Here is a 14,897-nt window from a genome sequence, read left to right as displayed (position 1 = left end):
CCGTGACGTGGTATGTAAATGTCGCGTCAAACCCTTGGCAAGGACCCGCGAAACGGAGACACTCCGCGCCATGAAGGGGATTCTGGGGATCGCTGCGCTGGCCTTGGCTGCGCTGACCGCTATGCCGGCCAGTGCGGGCACGCTGTACAAGTGCGTGGGCGCCGACGGCATCCCCAACTATGTGAGCAAGCGGGTCTCCGGCGCCAGCTGCAGTGTGGTCAGCAGCTACCGGCCGGACCGCAGCGCCCCGCGCCGTTACATCCCGCCGCCGGCGGCGGCGCCGGTTCCAGCCGCCGCCGTAGCAGTTGCAGCCACCACGGCCAGCTCGACCCCGGCCGATGGCGTCCGCGCCACTGGTGCCATCATCCCCGCCTCGGCCCCGTCCCAGCCTGCTACCGTGCTCACCGCCGCGTCGGCTCCGGTTGCGGCGCCGGCCGGCGGCAAGGCGCCCCGCGTGGTCAACGGGCAGGTCTATTCCTACATGCAGGATGGCGTGCGCCACTACACCAGCCAGCGCCCGGCACAGCTGGCCAGTCTCGGCCAGGTCCGCACCATCCGCTACAGCTACATCGAGCGCTGCTATGCGTGCGGCGCCAACCCGGGCGTCAATTTCGGCTCGGTCCGCCTCAACACCACCGCCTTCCAGTCCGAGATCTCCGCCGCCGCGCGCGAGTTCGGGGTCGAAGAAGCGATCGTGCGCGCCATCATCCACGCCGAATCGGCCTACAACCCGACCGCGCTCAGCCGCGCCGGCGCGCAGGGCCTGATGCAGCTGATGCCGCCCACCGCGCGTCGCTTCGGCGTTACCGATTCGTACGATGCAGCGCAGAACATCCGCGGCGGCGTGCAGTACCTGTCGTGGCTGCTCAAGCGCTTCAACGGCAACCTGACCCTGGCCGCCGCCGGTTACAACGCCGGCGAAGGCGCGGTCGACCGCCATGGTGGCGTACCGCCGTACAGCGAGACCCAGTACTACGTGAAGCGCGTGGCCCAGTTGGCCGAGCGCTATCGCGGTGCGACCAGCACGGCGCAATGATCTGCCGATCCTGTTGATCATCGGACTGAATGCGTTGTGCGCATCACTTTGCTTCCGCTATAGTCGTTCCTGATTCTTTGTGGACTGGCCCCCACCGGTCTGCTGGCAGCCTCAAGCTACCTAAATCAATATCGGAGTGCCGGATGGCCAACGATGGGGTAAACGATCCAGTAAACACTGGACGTCGACGATTTCTTTCAGCAACCACTGCAGTGGTGGGAGCGGTCGGCGTCGGTTTTGCAGCAGTTCCGTTCATCAAGTCCTGGAATCCCAGTGCCCGCGCCAAGCTGGCCGGTGCGCCCGTGACGGCGGACATCAGCGCCCTGCAGGAAGGCCAGCGACTGGTCATGGAGTGGCGAGGCCAGCCGATCTGGATCGTCAAACGCTCCAAGGCCATCCTTGAGTCGTTGCCCGGGCTGGACGGTCGCCTGAGAGACCCCGAGTCCAAGGTGGCTGACCAGCAGCCGGCCTACGTGCTCAAGCAGAATCCCGAATTTCGTTCGATCAAGGCCGAGGTCTCGGTCCTGGTCGGGCTGTGCACCCACCTGGGCTGCTCACCGGAAATGATCGCCGAGATCCGTCCGGAGCCGTTCGACCCCGAATGGAAGGGCGGTTACTTCTGCCCCTGCCACAAGTCGCGCTTCGACATGTCCGGTCGCGTCTTCCAGGGCGTTCCGGCGCCGATCAACCTGCTGGTGCCGCCGCACCATTACCAGGACGACAGCACCATCATCATCGGCGTTGATCCGCAGGGGGCAGCGTAAGCATGGCCAACATCCTTTCCCGTACCGCCACCGGCGTCTTCGACTGGGTCAACGCCCGCGCGCCCGGGCTGATGCCGGTGTACCGCAAGCATGTCAGCGAGTACTACGCGCCGAAGAACTTCAACCTCTGGTACTACTTCGGTTCGCTGGCGCTGCTGATCCTGGTCAACCAGATCGTGACCGGCATCTTCCTCACCATGCATTACAAGACCAGCGCGGCGGAAGCGTTCGCGTCGGTCGAATACATCATGCGCGACGTGGAGTGGGGCTGGCTGATCCGCTACATGCACTCCACCGGGGCCTCGCTGTTCTTCATCGTGGTCTACCTGCACATGTTCCGCGGCCTGATGTACGGCAGCTACCAGAAGCCGCGCGAGCTGGTCTGGATCCTGGGCATGCTGATCTACCTGGTGCTGATGGCCGAAGCCTTCATGGGCTACGTGCTGCCGTGGGGGCAGATGTCGTTCTGGGGCGCCAAGGTGATCATCTCGCTGTTCGGCGCCATCCCGGTGATCGGCAACGGGCTCACCGAATGGATCATGGGCGACTACCTGCCCAGCGATGCCACCCTCAACCGCTTCTTCGCACTGCATGTGATCGCACTGCCGCTGGTGCTGCTGCTGCTGGTCGTGCTGCACCTGGGCGCGCTGCACGAAGTGGGTTCCAACAACCCGGACGGCGTGGAGATCAAGAAGGGCCCGAAGGGCAACCGCTGGTCGCCGACGGCACCCACCGACGGCATCCCGTTCCACCCGTACTACACCCTCAAGGACGGCGTCGGCGCCGGATTCCTGCTGGTACTGGCGGCCTTCATCATCTTCTTCGCGCCGGGCTTCGGCGGGCTGTTCCTGGAGCACGACAACTTCACCGAGGCCAATCGCCTGGTCACGCCCGAGCACATCAAGCCGGTGTGGTACTACACGCCGTACTACGCGATGTTGCGCGTGGTGCCCAACAAGCTGGGCGGCGTGATCGTGATGTTCTCGGCGATCGCCATCCTGTTCCTGGTGCCCTGGCTGGACCGCGCACGGGTGAAGTCCTACCGCTACCGCGGAGTGCTGTCGAAGGCGCTGCTGGGTGTGTTCGCGGTGTGCTTCGTCTGGCTGGGTGTGATTGGTTCGGGTCCTGGTACCGACGCGCATGAAACCTATGTCGGGCGCGTGCTGACCTTCCTCTACTTCGCCTTCTTCATCACCATGCCGATATGGACCAAGCTGGACAGGACCAAGCCGGTACCGGACCGGGTGACCACGCATGACTGACCACTGGATTGTCCGGCTGGCCTGCGCGGCCGCCCTGATGCTGGCCAGCACCGTGGCCGGTGCCGCCGAAGGCGGCAAGACCCTGCAGGCCGGTAACGACCTGGGCGACCGCGCGTCGCTGCAGCGCGGCGCGCAGCTCTACATGAACTACTGCTCCGGCTGCCACGCGCTCAAGTACCTGCGCTATTCGCGCATGGCGGCGGACCTGGGGCTGAGCGAAGAAGAGGTCATGAACAACCTCAACTTCACCGGCGTGCCAATCGGCGAGCCGGTGCCGGTGACGATGCCGCACGCCCAGGCCGAAAAGTGGTTCGGCAAGATGCCGCCGGATCTCAGCCTGATCTCGCGGGTGCGCGGCAGCGACTGGGTCTACACCTACCTCAAGTCGTTCTACCTCGACCCCAGCCGGCCGCTGGGCTGGAACAACGCGCTGTTCCCCAATGCCTCCATGCCCAACCCGCTGTGGGAAATGCAGGGCCTGCAGCATGCGGTGAAAGGCAAGCCGGAAGCACCGGGCGCCGATGCCCCGGTGACCGGGCTGACCCTGGCCCAGCCTGGCAGCCTCGACCCGGGGCAGTACGACCAGGCGGTGCGTGACATCACCAACTTCCTGGAGTACGCCGGCGAGCCGGCCGCGCTGAAGCGGCAGCAGCTGGGCGTGTGGGTCGTGCTGTTCCTGGCATTGCTGACCTTCCTGATCTACCTGTTGAAGAAGGAGTACTGGAAGGACGTGCACTGAGGTTTGCGATTGGCGGCGTCTATCTACATCGATCGGCCTATTGGCTTTTGTGATGGGCAGTTGCACACTCGGGACCTGTGACGACTGTCGGCAATGGGCCGGCGGCGCCGATGCAGTCGACGGATATCGGCTGCTGGAGAGCCTTTGATGGCGGCGAGCGTACGCATGCGGAATACCCTGACGCTGTTTTCCTCGAACGACGACGTGCTGTGCCATCGCGTGCGCCTGGTGCTGGCCGCCAAAGGCGTTACCTATGATTTCGTCCCGGTCGACCCGCAGAACCCGCCCGAGGACCTGATCGACCTCAACCCGTACCACTCGGTGCCGACCCTGGTCGAGCGCGAGCTGGTGCTGTACGCGGCCTCGGTGGTCAGCGAATACCTCGACGAACGCTACCCGCACCCGCCGCTGATGCCGGTCGACCCGCTGTCGCGCGCGCGCATCCGCCTGGCGATGCTGCGCATCGAGCACGACTGGGTGCCACAGGTGCAGGCGATCCAGCTGGGCAACAAGACCCAGGCCGAAGCCGGTCGCAAGCGCCTGAAGGAACTGCTGACCAGCGCGGTGCCGCTGTTCAAGGCCAGCAAGTTCTTCCTCAATCCGGAAATGAGCCTGGCCGATTGCGCCATGGCGCCGATCATCTGGCGCCTGCAGTCGCTGGACGTGCCGTTGCCCAAGGACGGCAAGTCGATCGAGGACTACGGCAACCGCATTTTCCGCCATCCCGGCTTCATCCGCAGCCTCACCGACCAGGAAAAGAAGCTGCGCGACCTGCCGGCCTGAGAACCGTTTCGCTGCGTGGACGCGTACACTTGCGGCATGACTGAAGACACTTTCCGCATGACCAGCCACCGCCCGTACCTGTTGCGGGCACTGGTGGAATGGATCAACGACAACGACCTGACCCCGCACATCCTGGTCGACGCCGGCATGCCCGGCGTGCAGGTGCCGCCGAGCGCGGTGAAGGATGGTCGGGTGGTGCTCAACATCGCCGAACGCGCGGTGGTGAAACTGCACATCGACAACGACAGCGTGAGCTTCTCGGCGCGCTTTTCCGGCACCAGCTATCCGGTGCAGGTGCCGATCTCGGCCGTGCTGGCGGTCTACGCCCGCGAGACCGGGCAGGGCATGGCACTGCCGGACGACATTCCCGGCCATGAGCCGAGCCCGGACGATACGCTGCCGCCGGACGACACGCCGACCCCGGACGACACCCCGCCCAAGCCCAGCGGTCGCCCGCACCTGCGGGTAGTGAAGTAACGCATCGCCGCCCTTGGGGCGGCGATTTCGTCATGCGTCTTCCGCGCCGCTGGTATCCACGCTGCGGCGGATCTCGCTGATACGCGCCGCCGACGGGCCTACGAATGCCACCAGCTCGTCGCCACGCAGCACCATGCGGCCGGTGTGGCGGTCGATGCCATCGTGCGAGTACTCGAAGCGGTAGGTGCGCTCCCAGCCCAGCCAGCCGTTCGGCTTGCGGCACACGCGGATGCTGCTGGCATGCACGGCCTGGTCAAGCCACTGCACGTCGGCGGCGCGGCAGGCGTTGCGGCCCAGTTCGATCGCGCGCTCGGCAGCGGCCCGCGACGAATTCCAGAACGCATAGGCGAAGGCACCGCCAATCATCAACAGGATCAAGCTGGGCATCGGCGGCTCGGCGCGTCATCGGGGTCAGGAACCTCCAAGATGGCGACGAACCCGCCCCGGATCAACCCGGCTGCGGTTCATCCACGTTGCTGGGTTGCTGTTGCGGAGGAGGCGACTGCGGCGGCACGGGCCGCGTCGGCACCGGCCGTGGCGGGACCACGCGCGGGAACGTCAGCTTCTGCGCCGGTGCCGTCGCCGGCACGCCAGATTGTGCCGGTGCCGGGCTGGTTGTCGGCGTGGGCGTGGGCGTGGGCGCGGACGTGGGCGCAGTCGCAGTCGCGGGCATGGGCGCTGGCGGGTAGCTGGGCGTGTACCCCATCGGCGAAGTCGCCACCAGCTTCAGCAGGGCCGCCCAGTCCTGGCGGTTGAAGTTGCACTCGTCTTCGCGGCCCGGCGTGCAGCCGACGCCATACGGATCGTAAGAGCGGGCCGGCGGCAGCTGGATGCGGCCATTCCGATCCAGTGGCAGCTTGCGCATCGCCACCGTGTTCATCACGTTGCCGCCGATCAGGTAGAGGGTGTGGTCGCCGCCCATGTTGGCCGCGATCACGACCTCGCAGTGCGATTTCCAGTTCGCCACCTTGCCCCCGCTGAGCTGTTGCACCAGCCCGGCGTAGCTCAGCGTCTCGTCGCGGTCGCGCAGGTAGCACAGCAGGTCGCCAGGGGCAGGCTTTTCCTGCGCCGGGTCGGTCATCCGGTATGGGCCGCTGTTCTGGTACGCCGCGCGGATGTAGTCGATGTGGCGCGGAGAGCGGGTAAAGCCCGGCACGCCAGCCCGGCTCATCACCCAGGAAATGAAGGCCGCCGACCACGGGTTGTCGATCAGGAAGGCCCGGCAGTCGCTGTCGGTGTAGCGCGTGCCGAACGGTTGCATGCAGCTGGTCGCACCGGGCTGGCTGCCCATCGGGCCCAGGGTGCCGCTGTCGCGCCAGTAGGCGACCACGCGCTGCCACGCAGGCATGCCGTCGTCGGAGAGGTACAGGCGCTCGGCCTCGCTGACGCCGAGGTTGGCGGCGCGACCTTCAGCGTCGATGAAGGGCCGGTACCACAGGCGGTGCTCATTGCAGGCGGTGCGCACGATGCTGACGGCCAGCGGGCTCAATCCATAGCGCGGTGGGATATCGCAGACCTCGGCGGCGGCAGCGGTGCCCGGCAGCAGCAGCGCCGCAGGCGAGAGGCAGGCAAGCAGGAGCAGGGGGCGCATACGCGCTCTCCAGGTGGGGGCAGCCACAGCGTCGCAGACAAGGTCTGGGCACGCCGTGAAGTAGAGCCGGGCTCTGCCCGGCTCCACGCAACGCCCCTCCGCGCGATTACCGCGGCGGCTCACCCAGTTTCAACGACAGATCGATCGCCTGCACATGCTTGGTCAACCCACCAATCGAGATGCAGTCCACCCCGTCTTCCGCAATCGCGCGCAGCCCGACCAGGTCCACGCTGCCCGACACCTCCAGCGGAATCCGCCCGGCGGCAACGCGCACCGCTTCGCGGCGGGTGGCGGCGTCGAAGTCGTCGATCAGGATCCGATCGCAGCCTATGGCCAGCGCCTCACGCAGCTGGTCCAGGTCCTCCACTTCCACCACCAGGGGCAGCAGCGGCCACTGCGCGCGCGCGGCCTGCACCGCAGCGGTCAGCGAACCGGCGGCGCGGATGTGGTTTTCCTTGAGCATCACCGTGTCGAACAGGCCCTGGCGGTGGTTGTCGCCGCCACCGCAGCGCACCGCGTACTTCTGCGCCACGCGCAGGCCTGGCAGGGTCTTGCGCGTGTCCAGGATACGCGTGCCGGTGCCGGCCACGGCGGCCACGTAATGGGCCGTGGTGGTGGCGGTTCCCGACAGCGTCTGCAGGAAATTCAGCGAGGTGCGTTCGGCGCTGACCAGGCTGCGGTTGCGCCCGTGCAGAATGGCCAGCACCGTCCCGGCGGCGACCGCATCGCCTTCGGCGACGTGCCATTCGATCCGCACCTGCGGGTCCAGTGCCTGGTGGGTGGCGTCGAACCAGGGCCGGCCGGCGATCACCGCATCCTGCTTGCACAGCAGGTAGGCGCTGTCTGCGCAGTCCGGGAGCAGGGCGGCGGTGACATCGCCGCTGCCGATATCCTCGGCCAGGGCACGGGCCACGTCGGCCTGGACCTGTGCCGGGGCCGGAGGCGTCAGCGGGGCCGGGCTCATTTTTCCGGGAAGTCGGCGATCTGCGCGGTGTCGATGGCCTCCTCGGCCAGCAGCACCGGGATGCCGTCGTCCACCGGGAACAGCTCCTTGCGATCACGGGTCACCAGCGCTGCGCCCAGCGGCTGGGTCCGCGGTGCGCCGTCGGCCTTGCTCACCGTATTGGCCGCGATGGCCTGGTTCACCGCCTTCAGGGCGGTGGCGTCAAGCAGGGACAGGGGCTGGCGGGTGGTCGGCGAGCACAGCCGATCGATGACTTTGCGGTCCATGGGGGTCTTCGTAATGCGTGGAAGGCGGCTAGAATACGTCTTTAAGGCAGGTGACGGCCAATGACCCCCAACCAATCCGCGCCGCTCGTCGGCATCGTCATGGGTTCCCGCTCCGATTGGGAGACCATGCAGCATGCGGCGCAGAAGCTCGACGCGCTCGGTGTTCCCTACGAAGTCAAAGTGGTGTCCGCGCACCGGACCCCGGACGTGCTGTTCACCTACGCCGAACAGGCCGGCCCGCGCGGCCTGCGCGCGATCATCGCCGGTGCCGGTGGCGCCGCGCATCTGCCGGGCATGATCGCAGCGAAAACCGCCGTGCCGGTGCTGGGCGTGCCGGTGCAGTCCAAGGCCCTGAACGGCATGGACTCGCTGCTGTCGATCGTGCAGATGCCGGCCGGCATTCCGGTCGCCACCTTCGCGATCGGCAACGCCGGTGCCTCCAACGCCGCACTGTTTGCCGCGGCCATGCTGGCGCCGGAACAGGCCGCCATCGGCCAGGCGCTGGATGCCTTCCGCGCCCGCCAGACCGAGGACGTCATGGCCCACGACGACCCGCGCCAATGACCGTGAAGACTGTTGGCATCCTCGGCGGCGGCCAGCTCGCCCGCATGATGGTCCTGGCCGGCGCTCCGATGGGCCTGCGCTTTGAACTGTTCGACCCGGCCGCCGACGCGTGCGGCGGGCAGCTCGCGCCGCTGCAGGTGGCCGCGTTCGAAGACGAGGCCGCGCTGGCCGCGTTCGCCGAGCGTGTCGACGTGGTCACCTTCGACTTCGAGAACGTGCCGGCGCGCAGCGCGCAGTTCCTGGCCGACCGGGTCCCGGTGTATCCCAATCCGGACGCGCTGGCTGTCGCCCAGGATCGCCTGAGCGAAAAGACCCTGTTCCGCGAACTGGGCATTCCGCTGCCGCCGTTCGCCGACATCCGCAGCCGCGATGAACTGGCCGCCAGGGTCGGTGAGTTTGGACTGCCGTGCATCCTCAAGACGCGTCGCTTCGGCTACGACGGCAAGGGCCAGTTCCGCCTGCGCAGTGCGGCCGACATCGACGCCGCCTGGGCGGAACTGGGCGGGCAGGTGGAGCGCACCGGTCTGATCCTCGAAGGGTTCGTCGCCTTCGAGCGCGAAGTCAGCGTAGTCGCGGTGCGTGGACTGGACGGCGAGTTCCGGGCCTGGCCGGTCACCGGCAACTGGCATGTCAACGGCGTGCTCTCGGCCAGCGTGGCGCCCGCCCAGCTGGCGCCGGCGCAGCATGACGTCGCCATCGGGTACGCCCGCACCCTGGCCGAACAGCTGGACTACGTGGGTGTGTTCGCCCTCGAGCTGTTCTGCCGCGGCGAGGAGCTGCTGGCCAACGAAATGGCGCCGCGCGTGCACAATTCCGGGCACTGGACCATCGAAGGCAGTGAAACCTCGCAGTTCGAAAACCACCTGCGCGCTGTGCTGGGCATGCCGCTGGGCGACACCCGCATGCTCGGCCATGCCTGCATGCTGAACTGGATCGGCGAGATGCCCGATGCCGACGCGGTGCTTGCCCAGCCGAGTGGCCACTGGCACGACTACGGGAAGCAGCCGCGCGACGGGCGCAAGGTGGGCCATGCGACGCTGCGCGATGACAGTGCAGCGCTATTGGCCGAAGCGCTTGAGGCGGTGGGGGCGGCGCTCGACCGCGCCGACCAGGTTGCCCCGGCCGTCGAAACGCTGCGCGGATGACAGGCGATCAATCGCGCAGGTTCGACCCCACGAAATTCCAGTTGACCAGCTTCCAGAACGCCTCAAGGTAACGGGCGCGGTCGTTCTGGTAGTCGGTGTAGTACGCGTGTTCCCACACATCACAGGCCAGCAGCGGCGTGCTTTGCCCGGTCAACGGCGTACCGGCATTGCGCGTCGCCTGGATGGCCAGCGCACCGGACGGGTGCTGCACCAGCCACACCCACCCGGCGCCGAACACGCCCAGCGCGACCCGGTCGAACTCCTCGCGCAGGCGCCGGGCATCGCCGAAATGGCGGCTCACCAGTTCGCCCAGTCGCCCCTGTGGATCGCCACCGGCGCGCGGCCCCAGGCATTGCCAGTAGAACGCGTGGTTCCACGCCTGCGAAGCCGCGTCGAACAGGCTGCCCTGGCTCTGCCGCACGATTTCCTCCAGCGACAGTTCCGCCAGTTCGGTGCCTTCGATGCGTGCGTTCAATGCCTCCACATACGCCCGGTGGTGCTGTCCGTGGTGCAGGTCCAGGCTGGTGGCCGACAGGTGCGGCTGCAGGGCGGTACGGTCGTAGGGCAGGCGGGGCAGGTCGAAGGGCATGGGTCGCGGCAGGGCCAGTAGGATTACAATGATCGTTACAGGGAGTCTATCCGACCGCCGAGGTGGGGTGCCCCGTTGCGCAGGGAGAGTCGTGGTGGCGGTGATGCAGCAGATCCAGGCCGAAGTGGAGAAGTATCCCCTCGTGTTGTTCATGAAGGGCACCCCGCAGTATCCCATGTGCGGTTTTTCCAGCCGTGCCGTGCAGGCCCTGATGGCGGCCGGCGCGGTCGCGCTGCGCACCGTCAACGTGCTTGAGGAACCCGAGATCCGCGCCAACCTGCCGCGCTTCTCCAACCTGCCCACCTTCCCGCAGCTGTTCATCAATGGCGAGTTGATCGGCGGCTGCGACATCGTGCTGGAACTGTTCGAATCCGGCGAGCTCAAGCGCATCGTCGAAGAGGCCTCGCAGCCATGAGCGCGGTCCCGTCCGTCGGGGTCGGGACCGGGGCCTTGGCCGATCGCGTCATTCTCATTGCCGGGGCCGGCGGCGGGTTCGGCAGCGCCGCTGCGGTGGCCTGCGCCGAAGCCGGGGCCACCGTGGTCCTGCTCGGGCGTAAACCGCGCCGGCTCGACCGCGTCTATGCGGCGGTCGAGGCCGCAGGGCCCGAGCCGCTGCTGTACCCGCTGGACCTGGAAGGGGCCACCCCGGACGACTACGCGACCCTGGCCGAACGCCTGCAGTCCGAACTGGGCCGGCTGGACGGCGTGCTGTACTGCGCGGCCGACTTTCCCGGTCTGACGCCGTTCGAACACGCCGACCCGGCCGCGTTCGCGCGGGCGGTGCACGTCAACCTGACCGCCCCGGCCTGGCTGGCCCAGGCCTGCCTGCCGCTGCTGCGCCAGCGCGACGATGCCGCGCTGGTCTTTACCGTCGACGATCCCGAGCGGGTAGGGCGGGCCTACTGGGGCGGCTATGGTGCCGCCCAGCACGGCCTGCGCGGCCTGATCGCTGCGTTGCATGACGAACTGGCGCGCAGCCCGGTGCGGGTCAGTGGCCTGCAGCCCGGCCCGATGCGCACCGCGCTGCGGGCCCGCGCCTTCTCGCTGGACGAGGACGGTGTCGCCCGCGAACCGGCCGTTCACGCCGCCGCCGCCGTGGAACTGCTGTCCGCCGCCGGGGTGGTGCATCGCGGCCAGATCCTGGCCTTGTCGTAACCAGCCGGAAACACCGGCTTGGCACCCTGCCGGGGTGTCCCCAGGAACTCCGGTTCCCTACTGCACCTGAACGGCGGAAACTGCCGCATTTGGTCCAATTCAGCCAAATGTGAAGAAGGCGTCACGATCGCGTTGTGATGGCGTGTGTTTTGTCGCCAAACCGTCATACAGCGGGCTTATCGTGTTAATCTAGTGTTAACCGTTGCGGCTGAAACCAGCCTGCGGCAAGGGAACCCAGATAAAAGTCCATGCAGCTGCCTGAACGGCTGCTGCTTGGGCGCGCTTTTTTTTCCGTCATCGCCAACTCGCATCGAGGCTACTCCCAATGATCGACCCACGCTGTCTCCGGATGTCCAAGCTCACCCTTGGCCTCATGGCTGTACTTGCTGCCGCCCCCGCCTTCGCCCAGAGCACCTCTGCCGGTGTCGGCGGCCAGGTCATGTCCGCCGCTGGCCAGCCTGTCGCTGGCGCCGAAGTCACCATCACGCACGTCGAGTCGGGCACGGTCAGCCGCGCCGTGACCGATGCCGCGGGTCGTTACAACGCGCGCGGCCTGCGCGTGGGTGGTCCGTACACCATCACCATCACCAAGTCCGGTGAAGGCACCAAGACCGAAGACGGCGTGTATCTGGGCGTGAACCAGACCGGCACCGTCAACGCCGCCCTGACCGGCGACGTCGCTGCCACCAACCTGGAAGCCGTGCAGGTCGTGGCCGTGGCCGGTGGCTCGGAAGTGTTCAGCTCCACCAAGATGGGCTCGGGCACCAACATCAGCCAGCAGCAGATCGAGGCAGCCCCGTCGATCGGCGGCAACATCCAGGACCTGATGCGTCTTGACCCGCGCGTGACCTTCATCGACCGCGCCTCGGGCTCGATCTCGGCCGGCGGCCAGAACCCGCGCTTCAACTCGATCAACATCGACGGCGTGTCCGCCAGCGACACCTTCGGCCTGGAAGGCAACAACATGCCGACCCGCCGCCAGCCGGTCGCCATGGAAGCCATCGAAGCGCTGGACATCAACCTGTCCAACTACGACGTCAGCATCGCTGCCGCCGCCGGTGCCACCGTCAATGCGGTGACCAAGTCCGGTACCAACGAATTCCACGGCTCGGTCTACGGCACCTACCGTGACGGCGACTGGTTCGGCGACAACCCGGAAGGCCAGCCGTTCAAGGGCTTCACCAAGGAAGAAACCTACGGCATGACCGTGGGCGGCCCGATCGTGAAGGACAAGCTGTTCTTCTTCGCCAACTACGAAAAGTTCAAGCAGGCCGCCCCGGGCGCCGACCTGAGCGGCACCGCGCTGGGCAAGGCCAACCCGCAGTTCAGCCTGGCCGACGTGACCCGCGCGCAGCAGATCGCTGAAGGCTACGGCATTGCCGCCGGTGGCCTGGAAAGCAACGGCGACACCGAGATGGAAGAGTACGCGCTGAAGCTGGACTGGAACATCAGCGACGACCACCGTGCCAACATCCGTTACAGCAAGATCGACCAGAGCAAGCTGCGCATCAACGGCATGAGCACCAGCACGGCCTCGCTGAGCTCGTACTGGTACCAGCACGACAAGACCAACGAAAGCTACGTCGCCCAGCTGTTCAGCGACTGGAGCCCGAACTTCTCGACCGAGCTGAAGGCCTCGTACCGCGAGTACTCGGCGATCCGCAACGTCTCCACCGACGCACCCAGCATCCGCATCTTCTTCCGCGGCACCCAGGCTGCGCCCACCGGCGACTCGCTGTACCTCGGTACCGAAGTCAACTCGCAGAACAACATCCTGGAGACCAAGGCGTGGAACTACTACGCTGCCGGCACCTGGACCCTGGGTGACCACGACGTCAAGTTCGGTGCCTCGTACGACACCAACGACATCTACAACTACTTCGGCGCCACCTCGTGGGGTGCCTACACCTTCTATGGCCTGGACAACTTCGCTGCCGGCCGCTGGAGCAGCTACAACTACAACCCGGAGCGCAGCCCGGGCTCGATTCCGGCGGACTACAAGTTCAGCAACCTGGCCCTGTTCGTGCAGGACACCTGGTACGTCAACAACAACCTGACCCTGACCCTGGGCGTGCGTGCCGACCGTGCCGACACCAGCCCGGCGCCGGCCTACAACGCCCCGGCCTCGCAGTTCTTCGGCCTGGACAACAGCGAAGTGCTGAGCAACAAGTTCCTGATCCAGCCGCGTGCGGGCTTCAACTACACCTTCGACACCGACCGCCAGACCCAGCTGCGCGGCGGCGTGGGCCTGTTCCAGGGTGATGCCCCGCAGGTGTGGCTGAGCAACAGCTACTCGGCGACCGGCTTCAACAACTCGGTCTACACCTTCAACGCCTACAACCCGGCGCTGCCGTTCAACCCGAGCAAGGACAGCCAGCCGGTCCCGACCACCCCGGGTCTGAACCGCCAGAACGTGAACTTCGTCGGCAGCGACTTCAACATGCCGTCGGTGTACAAGGCCAACCTGGCCTTCGACCACGAACTGCCGTGGTACGGCGTGGTGGCCTCGGCCGAACTGCTGGTGACCAAGGTCAAGGACGCCCTGTACTACAAGAACCTGAACCTGGGTCCGGTGCAGTTCCTGGGTCCGGACGGCCGTCAGATGTACTACGCCCAGTCGCGCAACGGTAACGCGTGGAGCAACAACGATGCCCGCGCCGGACGCAACACTGCCTACGACTCCGTGTACGAAATCGCCAACACCGACAAGGGTCGCACTTCGCAGTTCACCGTCTCGCTGGCCAAGCCGTGGGCGCCGGACAGTGACTGGTCCTGGAACATCGGCTACACCTACACCGATGCCACCGAAGTCGGCACCCTGACCAGCTCCACCGCCAGCTCGGGCTGGGGCTACCAGTACGCCTTCAATGCCAACGACGAGACCGAAAACACTTCGCGCTACCAGATCCGTGACCGCCTGTCGGGTGCGCTGAACTGGAAGCACAAGTTCTTCGGTGACTACGAAACCCGCGTTGGCCTGGTCTACGAAGGCCGCAGCGGCCGTCCGTACAGCTACGTGTACACCAACGACGCCAACGGCGACAGCCGTTCCGCGAACGACCTGTTCTACGTGCCGAACCCGGGCGACGTGCTGTTCGGCACCTTGACCGGCAGCAACTTCGTGGCCGATCCGAACATGGAGAAGTCGTTCTACGAATGGCTGGCCAACAACCCGCAGCTGGCCAAGTACGCGGGCAGCTACGCCCCGGCCAACCAGTTCCGCACCGGTTGGATCAACACCTTCGACCTGCGCGTCAGCCAGGAACTGCCGGGCTTCATGAAGGGCCACAAGTCGGAGATCTGGATCGACGTCCAGAACATCGGCAACATGCTCAACAAGGACTGGGGCAACATCTACGACTACGGCTTCTTTGCCGATGCGCGCGTGGCTGCCCTGCAGGGCATCAAGGACGGCAAGTACGTGTACAACTTCACCGGCGCGGACACCCCGGCCGTGGCCAACAACGACGCAGACGGCTTCGACGTCGGTGTGTCGCAGTGGTCGGTCCAGCTGGGCTTCCGCTACCAGTTCTGATGAACTGAGCGGTTGAAGCAGTAAATG

General features: G+C 66.5%; 16 protein-coding genes. 11 read left to right on the top strand and 5 right to left on the bottom strand.

The window, feature by feature from the left end; all coding sequences use genetic code 11:
* The first annotated feature begins 70 nt into the window (after positions 1-70).
* From RYM47_RS16010 to RYM47_RS15985, 6 genes are all read left to right on the top strand, one after another.
* The gene (locus RYM47_RS16010; RefSeq protein WP_315389120.1) at positions 71-1,036 is read left to right on the top strand and encodes a lytic transglycosylase domain-containing protein; all 966 of its coding nucleotides are present in this window, start codon (positions 71-73) and stop codon (positions 1,034-1,036) included.
* Between the two features lie 143 nt (positions 1,037-1,179).
* Positions 1,180-1,800 (top strand): ubiquinol-cytochrome c reductase iron-sulfur subunit, encoded by a 621-nt coding sequence (gene petA, locus RYM47_RS16005; protein ID WP_315389119.1) that lies wholly within the window; start codon positions 1,180-1,182, stop codon positions 1,798-1,800.
* 2 nt (positions 1,801-1,802) lie between these two features.
* Entirely contained in the window at positions 1,803-3,062 is a 1,260-nt protein-coding gene (locus RYM47_RS16000) for a cytochrome bc complex cytochrome b subunit (RefSeq protein ID WP_315389117.1), read from the top strand.
* Between the two features lie 37 nt (positions 3,063-3,099).
* Complete coding sequence (locus RYM47_RS15995; RefSeq protein WP_315389175.1) at positions 3,100-3,801, top strand: cytochrome c1; 702 nt, start codon at positions 3,100-3,102, stop codon at positions 3,799-3,801.
* Positions 3,802-3,948: 147 nt separating this feature from the next.
* The gene (locus RYM47_RS15990; RefSeq protein ID WP_145478065.1) at positions 3,949-4,584 is read left to right on the top strand and encodes a glutathione S-transferase N-terminal domain-containing protein; all 636 of its coding nucleotides are present in this window, start codon (positions 3,949-3,951) and stop codon (positions 4,582-4,584) included.
* Positions 4,585-4,620: 36 nt separating this feature from the next.
* On the top strand, positions 4,621-5,061 hold the full coding sequence (locus RYM47_RS15985) for a ClpXP protease specificity-enhancing factor (RefSeq protein ID WP_315389116.1): 441 nt from the start codon (positions 4,621-4,623) through the stop codon (positions 5,059-5,061).
* 30 nt (positions 5,062-5,091) lie between these two features.
* Here the strand turns inward: RYM47_RS15985 and RYM47_RS15980 are convergent, their stop codons facing one another.
* The 4 genes from RYM47_RS15980 to RYM47_RS15965 form a co-directional block, all read right to left on the bottom strand.
* Positions 5,092-5,448: a DUF3301 domain-containing protein gene (locus RYM47_RS15980; protein WP_315389115.1), complete on the bottom strand. Its 357-nt coding sequence runs from the start codon at positions 5,446-5,448 to the stop codon at positions 5,092-5,094.
* Positions 5,449-5,509: 61 nt separating this feature from the next.
* The gene (locus tag RYM47_RS15975; RefSeq protein WP_315389114.1) at positions 5,510-6,652 is read right to left on the bottom strand and encodes a DUF2272 domain-containing protein; all 1,143 of its coding nucleotides are present in this window, start codon (positions 6,650-6,652) and stop codon (positions 5,510-5,512) included.
* Between the two features lie 106 nt (positions 6,653-6,758).
* Positions 6,759-7,616: a carboxylating nicotinate-nucleotide diphosphorylase gene (gene nadC / locus RYM47_RS15970; protein WP_315389112.1), complete on the bottom strand. Its 858-nt coding sequence runs from the start codon at positions 7,614-7,616 to the stop codon at positions 6,759-6,761.
* Positions 7,613-7,882, bottom strand: coding sequence for a Trm112 family protein (locus RYM47_RS15965; RefSeq protein ID WP_315389110.1), 270 nt, complete (start codon positions 7,880-7,882; stop codon positions 7,613-7,615). The genes nadC and RYM47_RS15965 overlap by 4 nt, the downstream gene beginning before the upstream one ends.
* A 60-nt stretch (positions 7,883-7,942) precedes the next feature.
* Here RYM47_RS15965 and purE point away from each other — a divergent pair, with 60 nt between their 5' ends.
* Positions 7,943-8,446, top strand: coding sequence for a 5-(carboxyamino)imidazole ribonucleotide mutase (purE, locus tag RYM47_RS15960; RefSeq protein WP_070206940.1), 504 nt, complete (start codon positions 7,943-7,945; stop codon positions 8,444-8,446).
* The gene (locus RYM47_RS15955; protein WP_315389107.1) at positions 8,443-9,591 is read left to right on the top strand and encodes a 5-(carboxyamino)imidazole ribonucleotide synthase; all 1,149 of its coding nucleotides are present in this window, start codon (positions 8,443-8,445) and stop codon (positions 9,589-9,591) included. The genes purE and RYM47_RS15955 overlap by 4 nt, the downstream gene beginning before the upstream one ends.
* Positions 9,592-9,598: 7 nt before the next feature.
* Here the strand turns inward: RYM47_RS15955 and RYM47_RS15950 are convergent, their stop codons facing one another.
* Positions 9,599-10,180, bottom strand: a complete 582-nt coding sequence (locus RYM47_RS15950; RefSeq protein WP_315389105.1) for a Fe-Mn family superoxide dismutase — start codon at positions 10,178-10,180, stop codon at positions 9,599-9,601.
* A gap of 94 nt (positions 10,181-10,274) precedes the next feature.
* On the opposite strand from RYM47_RS15950, the gene grxD reads away from it, so the two are divergent.
* The 3 genes from grxD (at position 10,275) to RYM47_RS15935 (ending at position 14,870) form a co-directional block, all read left to right on the top strand.
* Positions 10,275-10,595, top strand: a complete 321-nt coding sequence (grxD, locus tag RYM47_RS15945; protein WP_102945909.1) for a Grx4 family monothiol glutaredoxin — start codon at positions 10,275-10,277, stop codon at positions 10,593-10,595.
* Positions 10,592-11,335: an SDR family NAD(P)-dependent oxidoreductase gene (locus tag RYM47_RS15940; protein ID WP_315389102.1), complete on the top strand. Its 744-nt coding sequence runs from the start codon at positions 10,592-10,594 to the stop codon at positions 11,333-11,335. The genes grxD and RYM47_RS15940 overlap by 4 nt, the downstream gene beginning before the upstream one ends.
* Before the next feature lie 349 nt (positions 11,336-11,684).
* On the top strand, positions 11,685-14,870 hold the full coding sequence (locus tag RYM47_RS15935) for a carboxypeptidase regulatory-like domain-containing protein (protein ID WP_315389100.1): 3,186 nt from the start codon (positions 11,685-11,687) through the stop codon (positions 14,868-14,870).
* Positions 14,871-14,897 lie beyond the last annotated feature (27 nt).

The organism is uncultured Stenotrophomonas sp. (assembly GCF_963519125.1).
Taxonomy (GTDB): domain Bacteria; phylum Pseudomonadota; class Gammaproteobacteria; order Xanthomonadales; family Xanthomonadaceae; genus Stenotrophomonas.
This window is presented reverse-complemented; position numbering and strand designations above follow the sequence as displayed.

Excerpts from the sequence above, each read along its gene's own strand:
- RYM47_RS15980 (WP_315389115.1), bottom strand. The coding sequence starts at position 5,448 with ATGCCCAGCTTGATCCTGTTGATGATTGGCGGTGCCTTCGCCTATGCG.
- purE (WP_070206940.1), top strand. The coding sequence starts at position 7,943 with ATGACCCCCAACCAATCCGCGCCGCTCGTCGGCATCGTCATGGGTTCC.
- RYM47_RS15965 (WP_315389110.1), bottom strand. The coding sequence starts at position 7,882 with ATGGACCGCAAAGTCATCGATCGGCTGTGCTCGCCGACCACCCGCCAG.
- RYM47_RS15975 (WP_315389114.1), bottom strand. The coding sequence starts at position 6,652 with ATGCGCCCCCTGCTCCTGCTTGCCTGCCTCTCGCCTGCGGCGCTGCTG.
- petA (WP_315389119.1), top strand. The coding sequence starts at position 1,180 with ATGGCCAACGATGGGGTAAACGATCCAGTAAACACTGGACGTCGACGA.
- RYM47_RS15995 (WP_315389175.1), top strand. The coding sequence starts at position 3,100 with ATGCTGGCCAGCACCGTGGCCGGTGCCGCCGAAGGCGGCAAGACCCTG.
- RYM47_RS15940 (WP_315389102.1), top strand. The coding sequence starts at position 10,592 with ATGAGCGCGGTCCCGTCCGTCGGGGTCGGGACCGGGGCCTTGGCCGAT.
- RYM47_RS15950 (WP_315389105.1), bottom strand. The coding sequence starts at position 10,180 with ATGCCCTTCGACCTGCCCCGCCTGCCCTACGACCGTACCGCCCTGCAG.
- RYM47_RS16000 (WP_315389117.1), top strand. The coding sequence starts at position 1,803 with ATGGCCAACATCCTTTCCCGTACCGCCACCGGCGTCTTCGACTGGGTC.
- RYM47_RS15985 (WP_315389116.1), top strand. The coding sequence starts at position 4,621 with ATGACTGAAGACACTTTCCGCATGACCAGCCACCGCCCGTACCTGTTG.
- RYM47_RS16010 (WP_315389120.1), top strand. The coding sequence starts at position 71 with ATGAAGGGGATTCTGGGGATCGCTGCGCTGGCCTTGGCTGCGCTGACC.
- RYM47_RS15955 (WP_315389107.1), top strand. The coding sequence starts at position 8,443 with ATGACCGTGAAGACTGTTGGCATCCTCGGCGGCGGCCAGCTCGCCCGC.
- nadC (WP_315389112.1), bottom strand. The coding sequence starts at position 7,616 with ATGAGCCCGGCCCCGCTGACGCCTCCGGCCCCGGCACAGGTCCAGGCC.
- RYM47_RS15990 (WP_145478065.1), top strand. The coding sequence starts at position 3,949 with ATGGCGGCGAGCGTACGCATGCGGAATACCCTGACGCTGTTTTCCTCG.
- RYM47_RS15935 (WP_315389100.1), top strand. The coding sequence starts at position 11,685 with ATGTCCAAGCTCACCCTTGGCCTCATGGCTGTACTTGCTGCCGCCCCC.